Origin of the sequence: Parabacteroides sp. 20_3 (assembly GCF_964238835.1) — a bacterium.
Taxonomy (GTDB): Bacteria; Bacteroidota; Bacteroidia; order Bacteroidales; family Tannerellaceae; genus Parabacteroides; species Parabacteroides distasonis.
Genome location: NZ_CAXSNO010000007.1, coordinates 270,909 through 288,172 on the forward strand (window position 1 = coordinate 270,909; position 17,264 = coordinate 288,172).

Sequence of the window (17,264 nt, forward strand, 5' to 3'; positions counted from 1 at the left end):
TTAAGATATATCTTGTTAATTCTAAATATCCCTGAAGATTAGGCACTCTTCAGGGATATATGCTAAAAAATATATTGAATACCTACTTGGTAACCAATATATATTTGTTGTAATCTGTTTTCTGTGTATTTTTTCCAAATACTACGATGAGGGAATAAATCCCTATCATCTTTTGATGTGAGATAGTTAATACCTACACCGCCAAAAACATTGTAATGCTTACTTATTTTAATAGATGGAAGTAATGAATATCCGGCATTAAAAGATGGGGATTCGGACATTGAACCGATAGTGGAAATTTTTAATTCATTGTTTATCTGAAACCATTTACAACAGAGGATATGTGCCCCTAATCCAGCTTCCTGAACAAACTTATTTCCTTTAGCTTTATGGTTATATCCTAAGCCGAATATACCGTAAGTGTTTTGAGTTCCTGAACGAAATGATAAAATAGAGTTCCCCAGAAAATCATAAGTCAAGGCTACTCCCATTTCTCTATTCTTTTTTATGATATTAATTACTCCAATAGGATAATCATTTTCATTTGAAATATTCAATAATCCGAATTGTACTCCACTTACTTTTTGAGCAATATTTACTACTCCGGCAAATTGAAATCCGTTTATTTCTTTGGCATAGTTCACTATTCCAGCAAATTGGAAACCGTTATAAGAACCTTTCGCAATATTCGCTAAGCCGGAAAACGACATGCCTCTACCATTATTTCCGATAAAGTTTGAAAGTCCAGCAAATTGAAAACCTTTAGCGTCATTGGTTATCACGTTGCTTAGTCCGGCAAATGAAAAATTATCTTCATTTCTTGATATACCAACCAACAAATTAAAGGATGCTCCATTGGTATATTCATTAGCCTTTATACCGTTTGTACTTAATGGAGGAACAAAACTCAAATGAAATGCAGCATACTTGTCCACGCTGTTTTGTGCCGTTGCACTGGCAAGAGTAAAAATACCCATTAGAAGCAAATTCAACTTTCTCATATTCTTTTTTGAGGTAAAGTTAAGTTGAGATAACTTAATTTATGCCTACAAGTATGAATTTGTATGAAAGTCTAAAAGGTGTTTTAGACTTTTAGTGTCCAAAGGTTATTTTCCGCCGTATTTTGCTCATTGTTACCGGAGTGATTTTTAAATATGAAGATAATTCTTTCAAGGTGAGTATTTGTAATATTTCAGGGCATCTGTCTATTATTTCTTTATACCGTTCTTCTGGAGTTTTTCTATATAAGTCGATATAGTTCTGATAGACACAGAACAGAATACGCTCTGCGTTATTTCGTGCTTGCGTTTGTGTATCAATATTTTCATTGAATATTCGTAATATTTCCTGTATGTTACAAATATACACCTCACAGGACGTTATTGCCTGTATGCTTATCTCTGACGGGACTTGATATATACAAGCCGGATAGTCTGTTACAAATTCTTTTTCAAAGGCAAAGCCCGTGCTATATTCTTTTTCTTCTGATGGATTGACACACACATACCTAAAAGCTCCACGTTTGATGTAACCAACATCTGCTATCACATCTCCTGCTCTTGAAAAATATTTATTACGAGAAAACTGGATAAGTTTTCCCTTATTGATACACACCTCTTTTACCAAATTCAGTTTTTCCCCTTTGAGATATTTATTAAATTCCTCCATATGATTACAAAGATACAAAGAAGATGCTTATTGAAAGAACAATTCTATTAATCTTTCTATTGCTTCAAAAATAAAATGATTATCTTTGTGAAGAGTCATTTGAAACAGTGGTAAACCAAAGCAAACTAAAGAAGTTTGCTCGTTTCTACATCGTTACCCATTGTTATACTCTTCTTCTTCAAAAGTCTATTATTCAATAGATTATAATCACATTTCTTGTTATAAAACACATATAATACCTTTATGAATATTTCAATGAAGAATTAACACATAATATAGTTTCCAAAATTTCCAAATTATGACGATTCCTCGTATATTTGCAAAAGGAAATGTGTTGTGAAGAATTTCGCCGCAAAGCAGTGCAAAAATTTGGTGGAGCAATAGCGGGAGATTACTTCTTTTTTGAAAATATATCTATAAGAAATACAGCCACTTAAGTCAAAATGACGATTCCTGGTGGCACCACTGAAAATCAAAGGGTTACTCATATGAGTAACCCTTCTTTATTTTTACCTCTCTGCGATATAAACTCCACTAATAATGGCTAAAGCGCCAATACCAGAAGCTATCGTAATAGTTTCTGATAGAAAAATCGCAGAAGTTATCAAGGTGACCAGAGGGACAATGTAAATATAATTGGCTGTTTTTGATGCTCCGAGGGCTCTGACTGCCGTATTCCACATGATATAACAAAGCATTGAGGCGATGACACCCAGAAATAATATATTTAAATATACGACTGGCAGTTTCAATAACTCTAGTTTGATATTTAAAGGGTAGATCGCAAAATAGAAGAAAAGAGAAAGTATCCCATAAAAAAATACTTTTCGTGTAATAAACAAGGTGGGATAAGAACGACTCAAACGCTTTAGGATAAGGCAGTAAAAAGCCCACATCGTAGCGGCAACTAAAGTGAGAAAATCACCAAGTGGATTTACTTTTAAAAGAACACTGCCGTTGAAAACAACTAATCCGACTCCAAATAAGGCAACTAAAGATCCATATAACAGTCCTTTCCTAAGAGATTCTTTATAAAATAGGTGAGACAATACCGTTGTAATGATCGGTGCTGTACAGATCAATAATGAAACGTTGGAAGCCAATGTGATGCCCAGTGCCGTATTCTCCGCTATGAAGTATAGGGAACCACCACATAATCCAGACAAGAACAATAAGAATTCATCTTTTACGCAATTAGCCCACAACCGTCGATGCGCTATAGTCAAAATACAAAAATACGCAAGCACGAAACGGTATAACAATATCTCAACCGGTGATAATCCTGTATTAATCAGTATTTTTGTGGAGACAAACGTTGTTCCCCATATAATGACTGTCAATATGGCGATACTATGATACAGAAGATCTTTACTTTTAAACATAATTGTGTTAGAATTAGATTTTTATTTGCTGCAAAGTTATTTAAAGAAGATTGTTTTCCTATACGTCAAGCTTAAATACGATAATTTTCCTATTCTTGTCCTGTTTTGCATTCTATAATTCTAATTCGGGGATATTAAATCAAATAAAACAGGAAAAAAAACTATGGCACTACTTGATGAGACAGATATTGAAATTCTTCATTCTTTGCAAAAGGACGCGAAGATCAATGCAAAAGAGCTTTCTGAGAAACTTCATATCTCCAAGACTCCTATTTACGAACGAATCAAACGTTTAGAAAACGAAGGATATATAAAAGGATATGTGGCATTGGTCGACAATAAAAAAATAGGATTACCCTTGATCATTTTCTGTAATGTATCTTTAGCTGTACACGATGATGAGCATATCGAACGCTTCAAAGAAGAAATACGGAATATCGATGAAATAATGGAATGTTACTCGACGGGAGGTATTTATGATTTCTTTGTCAAAGTGGTTCTTAAGGATTTAGATGCCTATAATCAATTTGTGTTCGAGAAATTAACCAAGGTTCATGGCATCGTGAAGATGCAAAGCTCTTTTGTACTTAATGAAATCAAGAATACTACAGTTTTGAATATACCCAAAAATAGTTGATTGAAGCTTAATGTCGCAGTATTAATATGAAATGTCTCTTTTTTACTATAGAATTGATTAGGGGTTATTTACCTTTGCCCCGATAAATTAAATTCTATAAGATGCAGTCATTTAAAATAATAAAGCCTATTCATATATTAACTCCTTATGTGAGATATTATTGGATACTGGAAGATGGCGCGGATGTTTCTGTATCTGAACGGACTTTACCAACGGGCTGCATACAATTAGTATTTCATAGGGGTAAAAGGCTTTTATTAGTAGGAAAAAAAGAATCGCAGCCTCAAGCGTTCATCTGTGGGCAATGCCTCAACTTTTCAGATGTGATGTCAGCCGGAAAGATTGAAATGATCACGGTTGTTTTTCAGCCGTACGCGGCAAGAGCCATCCTTCAACTTCCCCTTAAGTTCTTTTATGGAGAACTTATAGCGGTGGATGCTATAGAAGATTTGGAATTATCAATATTATCCAGAAAAGTGATAGAGGCTGATGATCATGAAACTTGCATCCGCTTGATCGAGCAGTTTTTGATTCACCGTCTTTATAGGTTTGAAGGCTATGAATATAATTTAAAGCGAATATCCGCAGTCCTCCATCAAATAAATGAACAAGCGAAAACTAATATTTCTGAGTTATCTGAAACCGCATGCCTGAGTTCTAAACAGTTCAACCGCATTTTCTTAGATTATGTAGGAGCTACGCCCAAAGAGTTTCTTCGTATCGTTAGGATGCAACGGGCTTTATTTAAGGTACAACAGAATCCATCCATTTCATTCGCTCAATTAGCTTATGAATGTGGGTTTTCAGATCAGTCACATATGATAAAAGAGTTTAAGCTGTTTTCCGGCTATACACCCACGGAGTATCTTTCCTTATGCGCTCCTTATTCTGATTATTTCTCGGAGTGATCAAGATGTCCTTTTTCTTCTATCCTATAGATACGATACGCTCTACTTTTGTGATGTCTTCGCGAGGACATTAACAGTAACTATAAAAAGAAAACAAAATGAACAATTTAATTGCTTTTTTCGAGATTCCAACTGTAGACTTTTATCGAGCGATCGATTTCTATGAAACTATTTTGGGACTAAAATTATCGGTTTCCGAATGTGAGACAGAGAAGATGGCCTGTTTTATCGAGCAAGGAGAAGCGGTTGGGGCTTTGTTCTACGCTCCTAGTTATCAACCTTCGCCGGATGGTATCTTAATCCATTTTAATAGCCAAGATATCGAGGACACTTTATCTAAAGTATTGGATAAAGGGGGTAAAATTATTATACCCAAGACAAAGATTGAAGCGGAAAATAAAGGATACTTCGCCGTTTTAGAAGATAGCGAAGGAAATCATGTCGGTATCTACGAAAAATAAGTATCTTTGGCCAAGATATCCCTACAATATATAATATGAAAGAAAATAAGTATGATGATGAACGCTTTTTCGGTCAATACAGTCAGATGTCTCGCTCTGTACAAGGGCTGAGAGGAGCAGGAGAATGGCATGAGCTAAAGAAGATGTTGCCTGATTTTAACGGAAAGCGTGTATTGGATTTAGGGTGTGGTTTTGGCTGGCATTGTCGATATGCCATAGAGCGAGGGGCGACCTTCGCTTTAGGCATTGACCTTTCTGGGAAGATGTTAGACAAGGCACGGGAGATAAATCCCTCCCCGTTGATCGAATATAAAAGAATAGCAATCGAGGATTTTGATTTTGCTCCAAATTCTTTTGACATCGTGATCAGCTCCTTGACATTCCATTATCTCGAGTCGTTCGATACGGTTTGTACAGAGGTATATAAATGTTTAACGCAAGAGGGTGTCTTTGTCTTCTCTGTGGAACATCCCGTTTTTACTGCTTATGGCAATCAAGATTGGATTTACGATTCGGAAGGGAAACCTGCGCATTGGCCGGTGGATCATTATTTTCAAGAGGGAATCCGGCATGCTCGTTTTTTGGGAGAGGATGTAACCAAATATCATAAGACACTTACGACTTACGTGAACGGATTGATCAAGGCGGGTTTCTGTATCACCCATCTGGTGGAGCCTCAACCGGACGAATCGATGCTGGATACGGTTCCCGGGATGCGAGACGAACTTCGCCGTCCGATGATGTTGCTTATCGCCGCTCGAAAGAATTAAAAAAAAGCGTATCTTTGTGGCTGAAAAGATGTCTTTTCCGTGTGCTTGCTAAACCACGTATTAAAAACAAGAAAGATATGAAACAACAAGATGCCGCTTTGGTATGCTTCTCGGGTGGACAAGATTCCACGACTTGCCTTTTCTGGGCGAAGAAGCATTTTTCACGTGTAGAGGCCGTATGCTTCACATACGGACAGAAACATTCCTTGGAAATAGAGGTCGCTCGAAAGATCGCCGCGGATGCGGACGTACCTTTTCAGTTATTGGACGTATCGCTTATCAGCCAGTTAGATCCCAATTGCTCGCTTACGAATGCGAGCATAGAGATGGATCAAGAGAAGCCGGAGGATAGCTATCCGAATACGTTTGTGCCCGGCCGTAATATGGTATTCCTTACTTTCGCCGCTATCTTAGCCCGTGGTAAGGGGATTTATCATTTGGTAACGGGTGTCTCCGAGGCTGATTATAGTGGTTATCCGGATTGCCGGGATACGTTCGTGCGTTCTCTTAACGTAACATTAAATCTGGCGATGGATGAGCAATTCGTAATTCATACCCCACTTATGGACCGGGATAAGAGCGAAGTCTGGGAATTGTCGGACGAGCTGGGCGTCTTTGATCTAGTACGTACGCAGACGCTGACTTGCTATAACGGTGTTATGGCTGAGGGATGTGGGCATTGTCCGGCTTGCAAACTTCGTAAGGACGGATTGGAGAAATATCTGAAAAGGAAAGAAGAGAATCAAAAGTAAATGAAAGAAATGGACGAGAGAAAACAAGAAGGAGAGTTGCATTTATTAGGTGGCTCTACCGTATATAAACAGGATTACGCTCCGGAGGTATTGGAGGCTTTTACGAACAAGCATCAAGGAAATGATTATTGGGTACGGTTTAATTGCCCGGAATTCACCAGTCTCTGCCCGATTACCGGACAACCGGATTTCGCTACGATTCATATCGATTATATCCCCGACGTGAAAATGGTAGAGAGCAAGAGCTTGAAGCTTTACTTATTCAGCTTCCGCAACCATGGGGCGTTTCATGAGGATTGCGTGAATATTATCATGAAGGACTTGATAAAATTAATGGATCCGAAATATATCGAAGTTACTGGTATATTCACACCGAGAGGCGGTATAAGTATTTATCCGTATTGCAATTACGGTCGTCCGAACACCAAGTTTGAGCAGTTGGCCGAGAAAAGATTATTTGATCATAATCAATAAGATTTCTGACAAATCGTTATCTGTTTCGGCAAAAAACGGTATATTTGCAGCAAGAAATGTTAACTAACTAATAAATCATTTTAGACCATGAACAAAAGATTGCTTACAGTTGCGGCTTTCGCTTTAGCGGGTTGCGTTACCGTTGTTGCTCAAGACAAGAAAAAAGAGTTCAAGATGCCTACAGGTTATGCCGGTATCACGCATGAGATGTCCGAGTTTTACGAACCGGTTCCTCCCGTTGTCACTCCGGGTACAGACTTAAAAGGTGGAGGTTTCACGGCTCCTTCCGACGCTATCGTTTTGTTTGACGGCAAGGATCTTTCCGCTTGGGAGAGCGTAAAAGGCGGTGCGGCCGAATGGGATGTACATGATGGCGTTTTTACCGTAAACAAGAAGAAAGGTGATATCCAGACCAAACAGAAATTCAACGATTTCCAGATGCACATCGAGTGGCAGGTCCCGACGAATATCACTGGAGAGAGCCAGTCGAGAGGTAACAGCGGTATTTTCCTGCAAGGGATGTATGAGGTTCAAGTGTTAGACTGCTACAATAACCCGACTTACGTGAACGGCCAGACGGGTAGTATCTACAAACAATCCATTCCTTTGGCCAACGCCATGCGTAAACCGGGCGAATGGAACGTGTACGATATCATTTATACCGCCCCCACTTTCAAGGAAGATGGTTCTTATCGCACGCATCCAACCGTAACGGTTATCCAGAACGGCGTGGTTTTGCAGAACCATACGACGATATTGGGTACGACAGAGTGGATCGGTTTCCCACAAGTGAAGAAACATGGCGCAGGCCCTATCATCCTACAGAGCCATGGCGATCCTAGCGAGCCGATCAGCTTCCGTAATATCTGGATTCGTGAGCTATAAGAGAAACGTGTTGATTGTAATAAGAAGGGATGGACTTGATATTAAGCTCATCCCTTTTTCGTTAAATAACAGGCTGGTTTTATATGAGAGAAACATTTTTTTCTATAGCACGAAATTTTAGTTTTCCTTAGATGAAACAAAAGTTTTCCAATGGAGAAACTCTAGTTTCCTGCTGAAAAAACTTTAGTTTTTCGATAATGAAATTAACAAAAACTGTAATTGGCTGATTAATAGCAATTATACTATTATCTCTTCTCCGGCATATATTTCCAAAAACGAGCCGGCATATGTTGGCGATGAAGCCGTGGGTTTAAACGCTCCTTGATAGCGATAGACTTAAAATACTCTTTCCACATACTTTGAAAAAGTTTCTCATCCTTATCCATGATATCCTCACTGAGCAATCCGGTCAATAAGTGTGAATCTTTCTCTTCGAAACGGACTTCTATCGTATCGTTAAGATCATAATAATATCCATACTCTCTTTTTAAGTCGTAAATGAGCCATTGCTGATCAGCGAAACGGTCTTGCGCATAAGGTAATACCAAAGGTAATACGTTATATATAGGTGCGATGGCGGCAAAGTAAGTTCCATCCGCCGCTTTTTGGAAACGAAAGAATTGCATCACTCGCAAGCGTTCGTTGTTTACTTTCTTCCAGATCTTGGCCGTTTCCAATATGTCCGGGTCACCAAGATTGAACTCAATCGTAGCTGGAGCATCGATCGCTTTGCGGATATATCTGAATAACAACAGGTCTACTTCCGGTAATTCCGACAACCAAGTTACCGTCAACCCGGAAAGAGAAGACTTGGAGATTTTCTTCTCAAGCCCTTTCCATACCCGTTCTGCTTTCCGGTCGTCCGTATAAATCCGGATCGCCTCGTCATAGAACAATGGAAATGGCTCGCCCTCGGCTAATAACAAATCCGGAAAAGTCCGGCGGGAATAGGCATCGAATACGGCGGTAAGCAATCCCTCAAAAGTCTTGTCGTAAACAAATATAATCATTATCAATCCTTCTTATAAAACAGGCGTTAATCTATAAAAGGCAGTATAAGCTGCCGATCGTCTACTTTCTTTCCGCTCTTTCTCGTCAATAGTTGCCGGACGGTTTCAGGGCTGACCTCATTCACGGTCTGCGTCGGGAGTTCCCGGCAAGTAATAAAATAGCTAGCCTTTTTCATGACCACTCCTATTTTCTTCAACTGCTCTGAACCGAGATTAGCGTAACGCCGGGAAACGATTATGATCTTTGCCGATTTCACGCCAATTCCCGGAACTCGAAGAAGCATCTCGTAATCCGCTTTATTGATATCTACCGGAAAGACTTCCGGATGCCGCAGGGCCCAAGCCAACTTCGGGTCCACGTCTAGATCCAGATCCGGATATGCGTCATTGACAATCTCATCTACCTTGAATTGATAAAAACGCAATAACCAATCCGCTTGATATAAACGATTCTCACGGACCAGCGGAGGCGTGGTAAGTGCCGGAAGACGGTTATCATACGCATTTACCGGAATGAATCCCGAATAGTAAACACGCTTCATCGTAGGTCTCTGATATAAGGCCGATGATAGACGAAGTATATCCTTGTCGGTATCCGCCGTAGCGCCAACGATCATCTGCGTGCTTTGCCCGGCGGGAGCGAATCGTGGGGCATACCGGAAACGCTTGCGTTCCTCGGCGCTTTGTAATACGCCTTGTTGGATATAACGCATAGGGGCAAATACGCTTTTAAAATCCTTTTCCGGAGCTAAAGTCTGCAAGCTCGCCTCATTCGGGATCTCTATATTCACGCTTAAACGATCGGCGTAAAGCCCAGCCTCATTTACCAATTCTTGGCTGGCTCCGGGGATACTCTTCATATGTATGTATCCATTGAAGTGATGTACGAGACGCAAATCCTTGATGGCTCTCACCAACCGTTCCATCGTGTAATCCGGGTTTCGGACCACGCCGGAACTTAAAAACAATCCTTCAATGTAATTACGCCGGTAAAACTCGATCGTAAGATTCACCAACTCGGTAACGGAGAGTGTAGCCCTCGGCAAATCATTACTTCGCCGGTTGATGCAGTAGGCGCAATCATACATACAATAATTCGTCAGCATGATCTTTAAAAGCGAGATGCACCGTCCGTCCTCAGCGAAACTATGGCAAATGCCCCATCCCGCGGCACTTCCTATAGCCCCGCTCTTATGCGAACGGGAGGTTCCGCTGGAAGCGCAGGATACGTCATATTTTGCCGACTCGGCCAAGATTTTCAATTTCTCGAGCACTTTCTCGTCCATAATTTCACCGATATGTTTCGTACAAAGATAATGATCTCACAGAAATCAATAGTACGCTTTAAAGAGATTTAAATGTGATAAAAACCTTATATTTGTATCGTGAAAATTTTGGAAGTGCCTTACTTCGTTGAAATCGCCAGTTTTAACAGCACACAAGGCACAAGCCCTCGCTATATCTGCGGGTTGCTTGTCTACGTGTGCATAGGTCTCTGGCGATACCTTACGAAGTGTAGGCGACAACCCGCTTTTTCTCTAAGTATAAAAGGGCATGAAAGTATCTAAACAAAATATTATGAACTTGTTATCCTCTGTTTCTTCAGACGGCAGAGGGGCATTTGAGCGCTTTTATAATTTGTATTACGATCAGGTATTCCGTTTTGCGTATTATTGCCTTGGAGAGAAAGAGGCTTGCAAGGAGGTCGTGTCCGACGTGTTCTTTTCCATTTGGAAATCAAAAGCACGCTTAAAAGAGATAGACAATATAGATACTTACTTGTATATAACGGTACGCAACGAAGCGCTTCGTCATATTTCAAGAAGCAATAGTGTCAATAAAATCCAGATGGATCAGTTATGCTCATTTGAACCAGAGGAAGAAGCTACTCCTGAGGGTATGTTGGAATCGCAAGAAATGCGGGAACTTCTTAATCTAGCAATTGATGAGCTTCCCGAAAAATGTCGCCTAATATTCTTGATGATCCGTGAGGAAGGATTAAGTACCAAGGAGGTCGCTAAAATCCTATCCATCCAAGAGAGTACGGTCCGAGTGCAAATGAAGATTGCGGTGGAGAAGTTAATAAAACGGTTGAAATCGGATTTTCCTGATATTTCGTTTGTTTTCATATTAATATCCATTTTCCAATAAAATCAAATTAGCCAATGAAGTATATATTCCAAAGCACTTGAAGTATATATCCTATAGCACTTAAAGTATATATTCTACACAGAAGGGAGTAATACTAGGTGAAAATGACTTTCTACACGACAATTATTTGGATGTTTTATGCATCTAGGACATATTTCAAACATTTTAAAAAAAATGTCTTTCTCTTTAAACGAATTTCACCGATCCTTACTCCTTATTATAAGAAAGACGAAATATGGAGACAAGAAAAGAGATCATAAAGCAAATGGGTGACGAAATGAGGGAAGATATCTTCCTTGAGGTCAACAACCGTATCGAACGCAGCTTGCGCAGAAGGTTTTGGTTGAGAATATCTGCGGTCGCCGCCTCCGTCACGCTTTTGTTCGGCATCTCCAATTATATCTCTTTCCATGAAGGTTACAAGAAACTGAACAGCCAAATGATAGAGATGGTGAATCCGATGGGAATGCGATCCTCCGTAGTCCTGTCTGACGGCACGAAAGTGATCCTCAATGCCGGTACGACATTGAGTTATCCGGCAGCTTTCGTCTCCGGGCAGAGGGAGGTAAAGGTGAACGGTGAGGCATTCTTCGAGGTATCGCACGACAAGGAGCATCCCTTTATCGTTAGCGCTGAAAATGTTAAGGTGAAAGTATTAGGAACGAAGTTTAATGTGAAGGCCTATGATGACGATGATAATATAGAGGTGACTTTAGCGGAAGGGAAAGTCGGTGTCGGACTTGACACTAAAAATCTCATCCAGATAATGCCGGGACAGCAAATAAAATATATGAAAGCCTCACATCGCTTTATCAAGAGAGAAGTGAGATTGCAAAGTTATACTTCGTGGATTTGTGGTAAATTCTATTTCACCAACTATCCACTAGAGAAAATCGCTAAGCAACTGGAAAGGAGTTTCAACGTGAGGATACAGATCCTCGGGAATGATTTGAGGAACGCAGCTTTTACCGGTGATTTCGTACGAGGAGAGAACATAGACCAAATACTCCGAGTCATGACCGCTAATCGACCTATAAGATATGAGATAGAAGGGGATCAAATCACGATCTCGAAAAAATAAATCAAATGAGTTATAAACATTAAATCGATATGCCTATGAAATAGAAAAAAGAGAGAAGAGAGAAAAACAAAACGGAAAATGCTACCAACATCTTCCGTTTCTAAAGACTCAAGTCTTAATTATCGCAACACAATTAAAAACTTTAAATCATTGCAAAAGTATGAAATTTATTTCACACACAAGGCATTATATGCCTAATGTTAACCTAAAAAAAACATATAACATCATGAGACTATCTGTTGTACTATGTATGCTCAGCTTATTTTGCGCATCCGCAAAAACGGGTTACTCTCAAGTAGCGGAAATATCATTGAATCTGCACAATGTTACTATCTCGGAGGCGCTTGAAGAGATCAAACATCAAAGTGAATACTCCTTCTGGTACAAGAATGATGAGATTAATCTCAATGAGAAAATCTCTGTGAAGGCAGATAGACAAAGCATCAACCAAATATTGCATGGTATTCTTGATAAACAAGGCTTGTCTTATACGATTGATGATAAACATATCATAATCTACAAGAAAAATGAACGGCCTCGGATGAACCAGCAGGATGGTAAGATCACAGGTATCATTACCGATCAAGCGAACATACCTATCATTGGCGCTAATGTCGTCGTAAAAGGTTCCTCTACGGGTAGCATATCCGATATGGACGGACGTTTCAGTTTAGACGCATCGGAAAAGGATATACTTTTGATATCCTATATTGGCTATATGACCAAAGAGGTGAAAATTGGTAAACAACATTCCCTTAAAATCCAACTAACAGAGGATACCCAAAATATTGATGAGGTTGTTGTCATTGGCTACGGTTCTGTGAAGAAGAGTGATTTGACTGGTTCTGTATCCTCTGTTAAAACAGCGGAATTACAGCAAACGCCCATGACTTCTATCGATCAAGGCTTGGTAGGGCGTGCCTCTGGTGTGCAAGTAATACAAACCTCTGGTATGCCGGGAGCCGTAGCTTCTATCCGGGTACGTGGCAGTAGTTCTTTGCAAGGAGGAAACGAGCCTCTATATGTTATCGATGGTTTCCCTGTTTATAGTGGTAGTGGTTTCGGTAATACGGGGGGTAAGACACAGATGAGTGGTCTATCTACTGTAAACCCATCAGATATTGAGTCTATAGAGATCTTGAAAGATGCCGCCGCCACGGCGATCTATGGAGCACGTGCGGCAAATGGTGTCGTGTTGATTACAACGAAAAGCGGTAAAAAGGGACGGGATATTATCTCTTTTGAGGCAAGTTTTGGAATATCAAACGTATCCAAGAAGATAGATGTCATGAATGCGCAAGATTATGCGAAATTAGTGAATGAGGCTTATACAAATGATGGATTAAAACCCTATTATGATGCTACGGCTTTATCTGAGATCGCAAAGATTGGTAATGGGACGGATTGGCAAGACGAGATATTTCGTGGAGGAAGTACGCAAACATATCAATTAAGTTTTTCGGGTGGTGACGAGAAGACACAATATGCAATATCGGGCAATTACTCAGATCAGAAGGGAATTGTCATCAACTCTGATTTCAAGCGTTATTCCATACGCCTGAATTTAGATCGTAAAATATTCAAGAATTTTAGCGTGGGAACACACATGACCGCCAGCCATACAATTAGTAATTCCGTAGCGACAGACACAGGAGGAGAAGATGGTACCATTTCCGGTGCGCTAAGAATGAATCCGATACAACCTGTGTATGAGGATGAGTTAACAGGTGCGTATACTCAAGTTAATGTTCCAGGCATATTAGTTCCAAATCCAGTTGCGACCGCAAAAGAACGAAAATTCAACAATGCGACTTCTCGTTTACTTGGAGATATTTATGCGCAATGGGAGATTATCCCGGATCTTCGCTTAAAGGTTTCTCTAGGTACTGATATTATGTACCACAAAACAAACCGATATACACCGTCCACTATTTATCAAGCAAATGGAACCGCAACCGCTCAAATAGGAATAAACAAAAGTATAAATTGGCTAAATGAAAACACATTGACTTGGAATAAAACATTTGCGGAAGATCATGATTTGAATTTACTTGGAGGTTTTACGATGCAAAAAAACAATACGGAATATGTAATGGCCTCATCCTCCAATTTCGTGAATGATGTAATGGAATATAACAATTTAGGTGCCGGCTCGGTTTATAACAAACCTGAATCCAACGCCATGCAATGGAGTTTGATGTCGTATTTAGCACGTGTTAATTATACATTGAAGCATAAGTATTTATTCTCCGTGAATGCCCGTGTTGATGGTTCCTCTCGTTTTGGGGCAAACAATAAATATGGTTTCTTTCCTTCCGCGTCTGCTGGATGGCGTATATCAGAAGAAGCTTTTATGGAGCCAGTAAAAGAGACAATTTCCAACCTGAAGTTAAGAGCTAGCTATGGTTTTACAGGAAATACGGAGATTGGAGTATATGAATCTTTGGCTACGTTAGGGACAAGTAATTGGATTTTAGGCAATCAACTTGTATCTGGTTTCTTCCCCAATAAGATTCCTAATCCTGATCTGAAATGGGAACGTACCGGACAATTTGATATTGGTTTAGATCTTGGTTTATTCAATAATAGATTACGTATTACGACAGACTATTATAAGAAAAAAACAACCGACTTACTGTATAGTGTCGCTGTTCCTGCTACATCCGGATATCAAACCATGTTGAAAAATATAGGGAGTATAGAAAATCAAGGATATGAATTATCTATAGAAAGTGATAATTTAACAGGTCCTTTTAGCTGGACAACCGCATTTAATATATCTTTTAATAGAAATAAAGTGCTTGAATTAGGAGGAGAAGACTATAAGGAGATGGCAGAAGGTGATGGACATATAAAAACGGGTTCTGTACGCCGCTTAATTGCTGGTGAACCTATAGGTGTTTTCTATGGATATCGTTTTGATGGCATTTTCCAAAATGAGGAAGAGTGTAAGCAACAAACCTCTTCAGCTTCTCCAATTGGGGTTGGTTTGCGTAGATATAAGGATTTAAATGGCGATGGGAAGGTTGATGCCGCTAATGACCGAGAAATATTAGGAGATGCTAATCCTAAATTTTTCGGAGGATTAACGAATACGTTTGCTTATAAGGGTTTTGAACTTAATGTATTCTTGCAATATTCCTATGGGAATAAGATTCTTAATTACAATGCCATGGAATTGGAGAATCCAACAGGTGGACAAAATGCTTACGCAGACATGGTAAATCGCTGGACTCCGGAGAATCCGAGTAATATCTATCCAAAGGCGACAACAAACAGAGCCATATTGGCAAGTGATCGATTTATAGAAGATGGTTCTTATTTGAAACTAAAAACTCTCTCATTGTCTTATAGTTTCCCTAAGATAAACATGAAACATATTCAAGGCCTACGTTTATATGTAACAGGACAAAACCTATTGACATGGACGAAGTACAGAGGATATGATCCGGAAGTTAGTTATAGAGGAGCCTCAACACTTGAGGCAGGCGAAGATTTCGGCGGTTATCCTCAATCTCGTACATTCATGTTTGGTGTAAAACTTGATATTAAGTAATAGTTAAATTGTATTATCATGAAAAAAGTCATAATGTTTAGTTGTATATTTATGTTCTCATTATTCAATATACAATGTTCTTTTTTGGATGAAAAACCAATAGATAGATTGGTTGTGGATAATTTCTATTCGAACCAGAAAGATGCTCAAGCGGCAGTTGATGCAACTTATCAACAGCTCCATAGTATCTATAATCGACATATGTATATGTTATGCGATCTTACATGCGATGGGATGAAAAATGGCTTGGGTATGCCTAATGCTTTTTTGCAGAATTTGGAATTCTTACGTCACACTCCAGAAAATACTTTTATTAGAGATATGTGGCAAAACAACTATATGGGTATAATGAAAGCGAATGCAGCTGTTAATAATATTCCATCAGTTACCATGAACCCTGATTTGCAAAAAAGATTTATAGCAGAGGCGAAATTCTTGCGTGCTCTTTATTATTTCAATTTAGTCCGCTTTTTTGGAGATGTTCCTTTGGTGACTCAATTAGAGACAATAGATGATGCTATGGGACCAAGAGTTGCGAAAGAACAGATCTATGAACAGATTCTATCTGATTTGACAGATGCGGAAAATGCCCTTCCTTATCCCTTGGAATATGGGACTACGGATATTGGGCGTGCGACAAAAGGTGCTGCCAAGATTTTAGCAGGAAAGGTGTATTTGACGAAAGGTGATTATTCCAAAGCGAAGGAAAAACTGGCAGAGGTTGTTGAACAAGAAGGTGCTTATGGATATGGCTTACATGTGAACTATGGTGACAATTGGAACTTGGAAACTGAAGCAGGAAAAGAAGCCGTGCTTTATATAGAATATAAACAAGATCCGTTTCCTAAAAATGATGAGATGAGTATGATTGGACCGAAATATTCTATTCCTGAACCTGTCGGTGTTAATGGATCTAATGAAGCTGATATCCCGACAATGGAATTAAATGATAAGTATAATGAAAATGACAAGCGAAAAGCAGTAAATCTAAGAACTCATTATACAAACCCGCAAAATGGGAAAGAGTTAATATCTAGTATCCCTTTATTTGGGAAGTATTGGCAAGAAGGTATAACTGCTATTAAATTCTGTGAAATCAACATGCATATCATCCGTTATTCAGATGCTTTGCTTATGTATGCTGAGGCTTTAAATGAAATCGGAGAGTCAGCGAAGGCCCACCAAGTTCTTAACCGTGTTCGAGAACGTGCATTTGGCGATTCTTCCGGTAATTATTCGGGCTTGTCCAAAGACGCATTTCGGGAGGCGATACTAAACGAGCGCTTTTTGGAATTTCCGATAGAAGGACATCGTTGGTTCGACCTCGTACGTACAGGTACATTCATAAAACGGATGAAAGAGCATAGCGCATACGAAGCGAAAGTTGCCGAAAAGAATAAGACGGATATTGCTAGTAATATAAAGGATCACATGATCCTCATGCCGATTCCTCAACGGGAATTGGATTTGAATCCTGAACTAACACAAAATCCGGGTTGGTAATAAAATGTTAATTGGAGCTGTAAAAC

The 17,264-nt window shown here is 39.4% G+C and carries 16 protein-coding genes; 11 read left to right on the forward strand and 5 right to left on the reverse strand.

What is annotated here, in order from left to right; all coding sequences use genetic code 11:
* Positions 1-62: 62 nt before the first annotated feature.
* The 3 genes from ACESPU_RS15815 to ACESPU_RS15825 all read right to left on the reverse strand — a co-directional run bounded on the left by ACESPU_RS15815 (position 63) and on the right by ACESPU_RS15825 (position 3,050).
* The gene (locus ACESPU_RS15815; RefSeq protein WP_373133500.1) at positions 63-1,001 is read right to left on the reverse strand and encodes a hypothetical protein; all 939 of its coding nucleotides are present in this window, start codon (positions 999-1,001) and stop codon (positions 63-65) included.
* A 91-nt stretch (positions 1,002-1,092) separates the two neighbouring features.
* Complete coding sequence (locus ACESPU_RS15820; protein WP_373133501.1) at positions 1,093-1,668, reverse strand: Crp/Fnr family transcriptional regulator; 576 nt, start codon at positions 1,666-1,668, stop codon at positions 1,093-1,095.
* Between the two features lie 509 nt (positions 1,669-2,177).
* Complete coding sequence (locus ACESPU_RS15825) at positions 2,178-3,050, reverse strand: DMT family transporter (RefSeq protein ID WP_005858422.1); 873 nt, start codon at positions 3,048-3,050, stop codon at positions 2,178-2,180.
* A 163-nt stretch (positions 3,051-3,213) separates the two neighbouring features.
* Here ACESPU_RS15825 and ACESPU_RS15830 point away from each other — a divergent pair, with 163 nt between their 5' ends.
* From ACESPU_RS15830 to ACESPU_RS15860, 7 genes are all read left to right on the forward strand, one after another.
* Positions 3,214-3,687, forward strand: a complete 474-nt coding sequence (locus ACESPU_RS15830) for an Lrp/AsnC family transcriptional regulator (protein ID WP_005868663.1) — start codon at positions 3,214-3,216, stop codon at positions 3,685-3,687.
* A gap of 101 nt (positions 3,688-3,788) precedes the next feature.
* Positions 3,789-4,595 (forward strand): helix-turn-helix domain-containing protein, encoded by an 807-nt coding sequence (locus tag ACESPU_RS15835; RefSeq protein ID WP_009276098.1) that lies wholly within the window; start codon positions 3,789-3,791, stop codon positions 4,593-4,595.
* 98 nt (positions 4,596-4,693) lie between these two features.
* Positions 4,694-5,056, forward strand: coding sequence for a VOC family protein (locus ACESPU_RS15840; protein ID WP_005868660.1), 363 nt, complete (start codon positions 4,694-4,696; stop codon positions 5,054-5,056).
* Between the two features lie 35 nt (positions 5,057-5,091).
* Positions 5,092-5,826, forward strand: a complete 735-nt coding sequence (locus ACESPU_RS15845) for a bifunctional 2-polyprenyl-6-hydroxyphenol methylase/3-demethylubiquinol 3-O-methyltransferase UbiG (RefSeq protein ID WP_005868658.1) — start codon at positions 5,092-5,094, stop codon at positions 5,824-5,826.
* A gap of 77 nt (positions 5,827-5,903) precedes the next feature.
* The gene (queC, locus tag ACESPU_RS15850; RefSeq protein ID WP_005858432.1) at positions 5,904-6,578 is read left to right on the forward strand and encodes a 7-cyano-7-deazaguanine synthase QueC; all 675 of its coding nucleotides are present in this window, start codon (positions 5,904-5,906) and stop codon (positions 6,576-6,578) included.
* Positions 6,579-6,587: 9 nt separating this feature from the next.
* Positions 6,588-7,052, forward strand: a complete 465-nt coding sequence (gene queF / locus ACESPU_RS15855; protein ID WP_005868655.1) for a preQ(1) synthase — start codon at positions 6,588-6,590, stop codon at positions 7,050-7,052.
* 87 nt (positions 7,053-7,139) lie between these two features.
* On the forward strand, positions 7,140-7,937 hold the full coding sequence (locus tag ACESPU_RS15860; protein WP_008772537.1) for a DUF1080 domain-containing protein: 798 nt from the start codon (positions 7,140-7,142) through the stop codon (positions 7,935-7,937).
* 245 nt (positions 7,938-8,182) lie between these two features.
* On the opposite strand, the gene ACESPU_RS15865 is transcribed toward ACESPU_RS15860, so the two are convergent.
* Both ACESPU_RS15865 and ACESPU_RS15870 read right to left on the reverse strand, forming a co-directional pair.
* Positions 8,183-8,947 carry a TIGR03915 family putative DNA repair protein gene (locus ACESPU_RS15865; protein ID WP_094582202.1) on the reverse strand — a complete coding sequence of 255 codons (765 nt, stop codon included), beginning with the start codon at positions 8,945-8,947 and terminating at the stop codon, positions 8,183-8,185.
* Between the two features lie 26 nt (positions 8,948-8,973).
* Positions 8,974-10,233 carry a putative DNA modification/repair radical SAM protein gene (locus tag ACESPU_RS15870; RefSeq protein WP_122380444.1) on the reverse strand — a complete coding sequence of 420 codons (1,260 nt, stop codon included), beginning with the start codon at positions 10,231-10,233 and terminating at the stop codon, positions 8,974-8,976.
* Positions 10,234-10,501: 268 nt separating this feature from the next.
* Here ACESPU_RS15870 and ACESPU_RS15875 point away from each other — a divergent pair, with 268 nt between their 5' ends.
* From ACESPU_RS15875 to ACESPU_RS15890, 4 genes are all read left to right on the forward strand, one after another.
* Positions 10,502-11,098, forward strand: coding sequence for an RNA polymerase sigma factor (locus ACESPU_RS15875; RefSeq protein ID WP_122380443.1), 597 nt, complete (start codon positions 10,502-10,504; stop codon positions 11,096-11,098).
* A 235-nt stretch (positions 11,099-11,333) separates the two neighbouring features.
* Positions 11,334-12,179 carry a FecR family protein gene (locus tag ACESPU_RS15880; RefSeq protein WP_158532350.1) on the forward strand — a complete coding sequence of 282 codons (846 nt, stop codon included), beginning with the start codon at positions 11,334-11,336 and terminating at the stop codon, positions 12,177-12,179.
* A 250-nt stretch (positions 12,180-12,429) separates the two neighbouring features.
* Positions 12,430-15,735, forward strand: a complete 3,306-nt coding sequence (locus ACESPU_RS15885; RefSeq protein WP_158532389.1) for a TonB-dependent receptor — start codon at positions 12,430-12,432, stop codon at positions 15,733-15,735.
* A gap of 18 nt (positions 15,736-15,753) precedes the next feature.
* The gene (locus tag ACESPU_RS15890; RefSeq protein WP_158532349.1) at positions 15,754-17,238 is read left to right on the forward strand and encodes a RagB/SusD family nutrient uptake outer membrane protein; all 1,485 of its coding nucleotides are present in this window, start codon (positions 15,754-15,756) and stop codon (positions 17,236-17,238) included.
* The last annotated feature ends 26 nt before the right edge of the window (positions 17,239-17,264 follow it).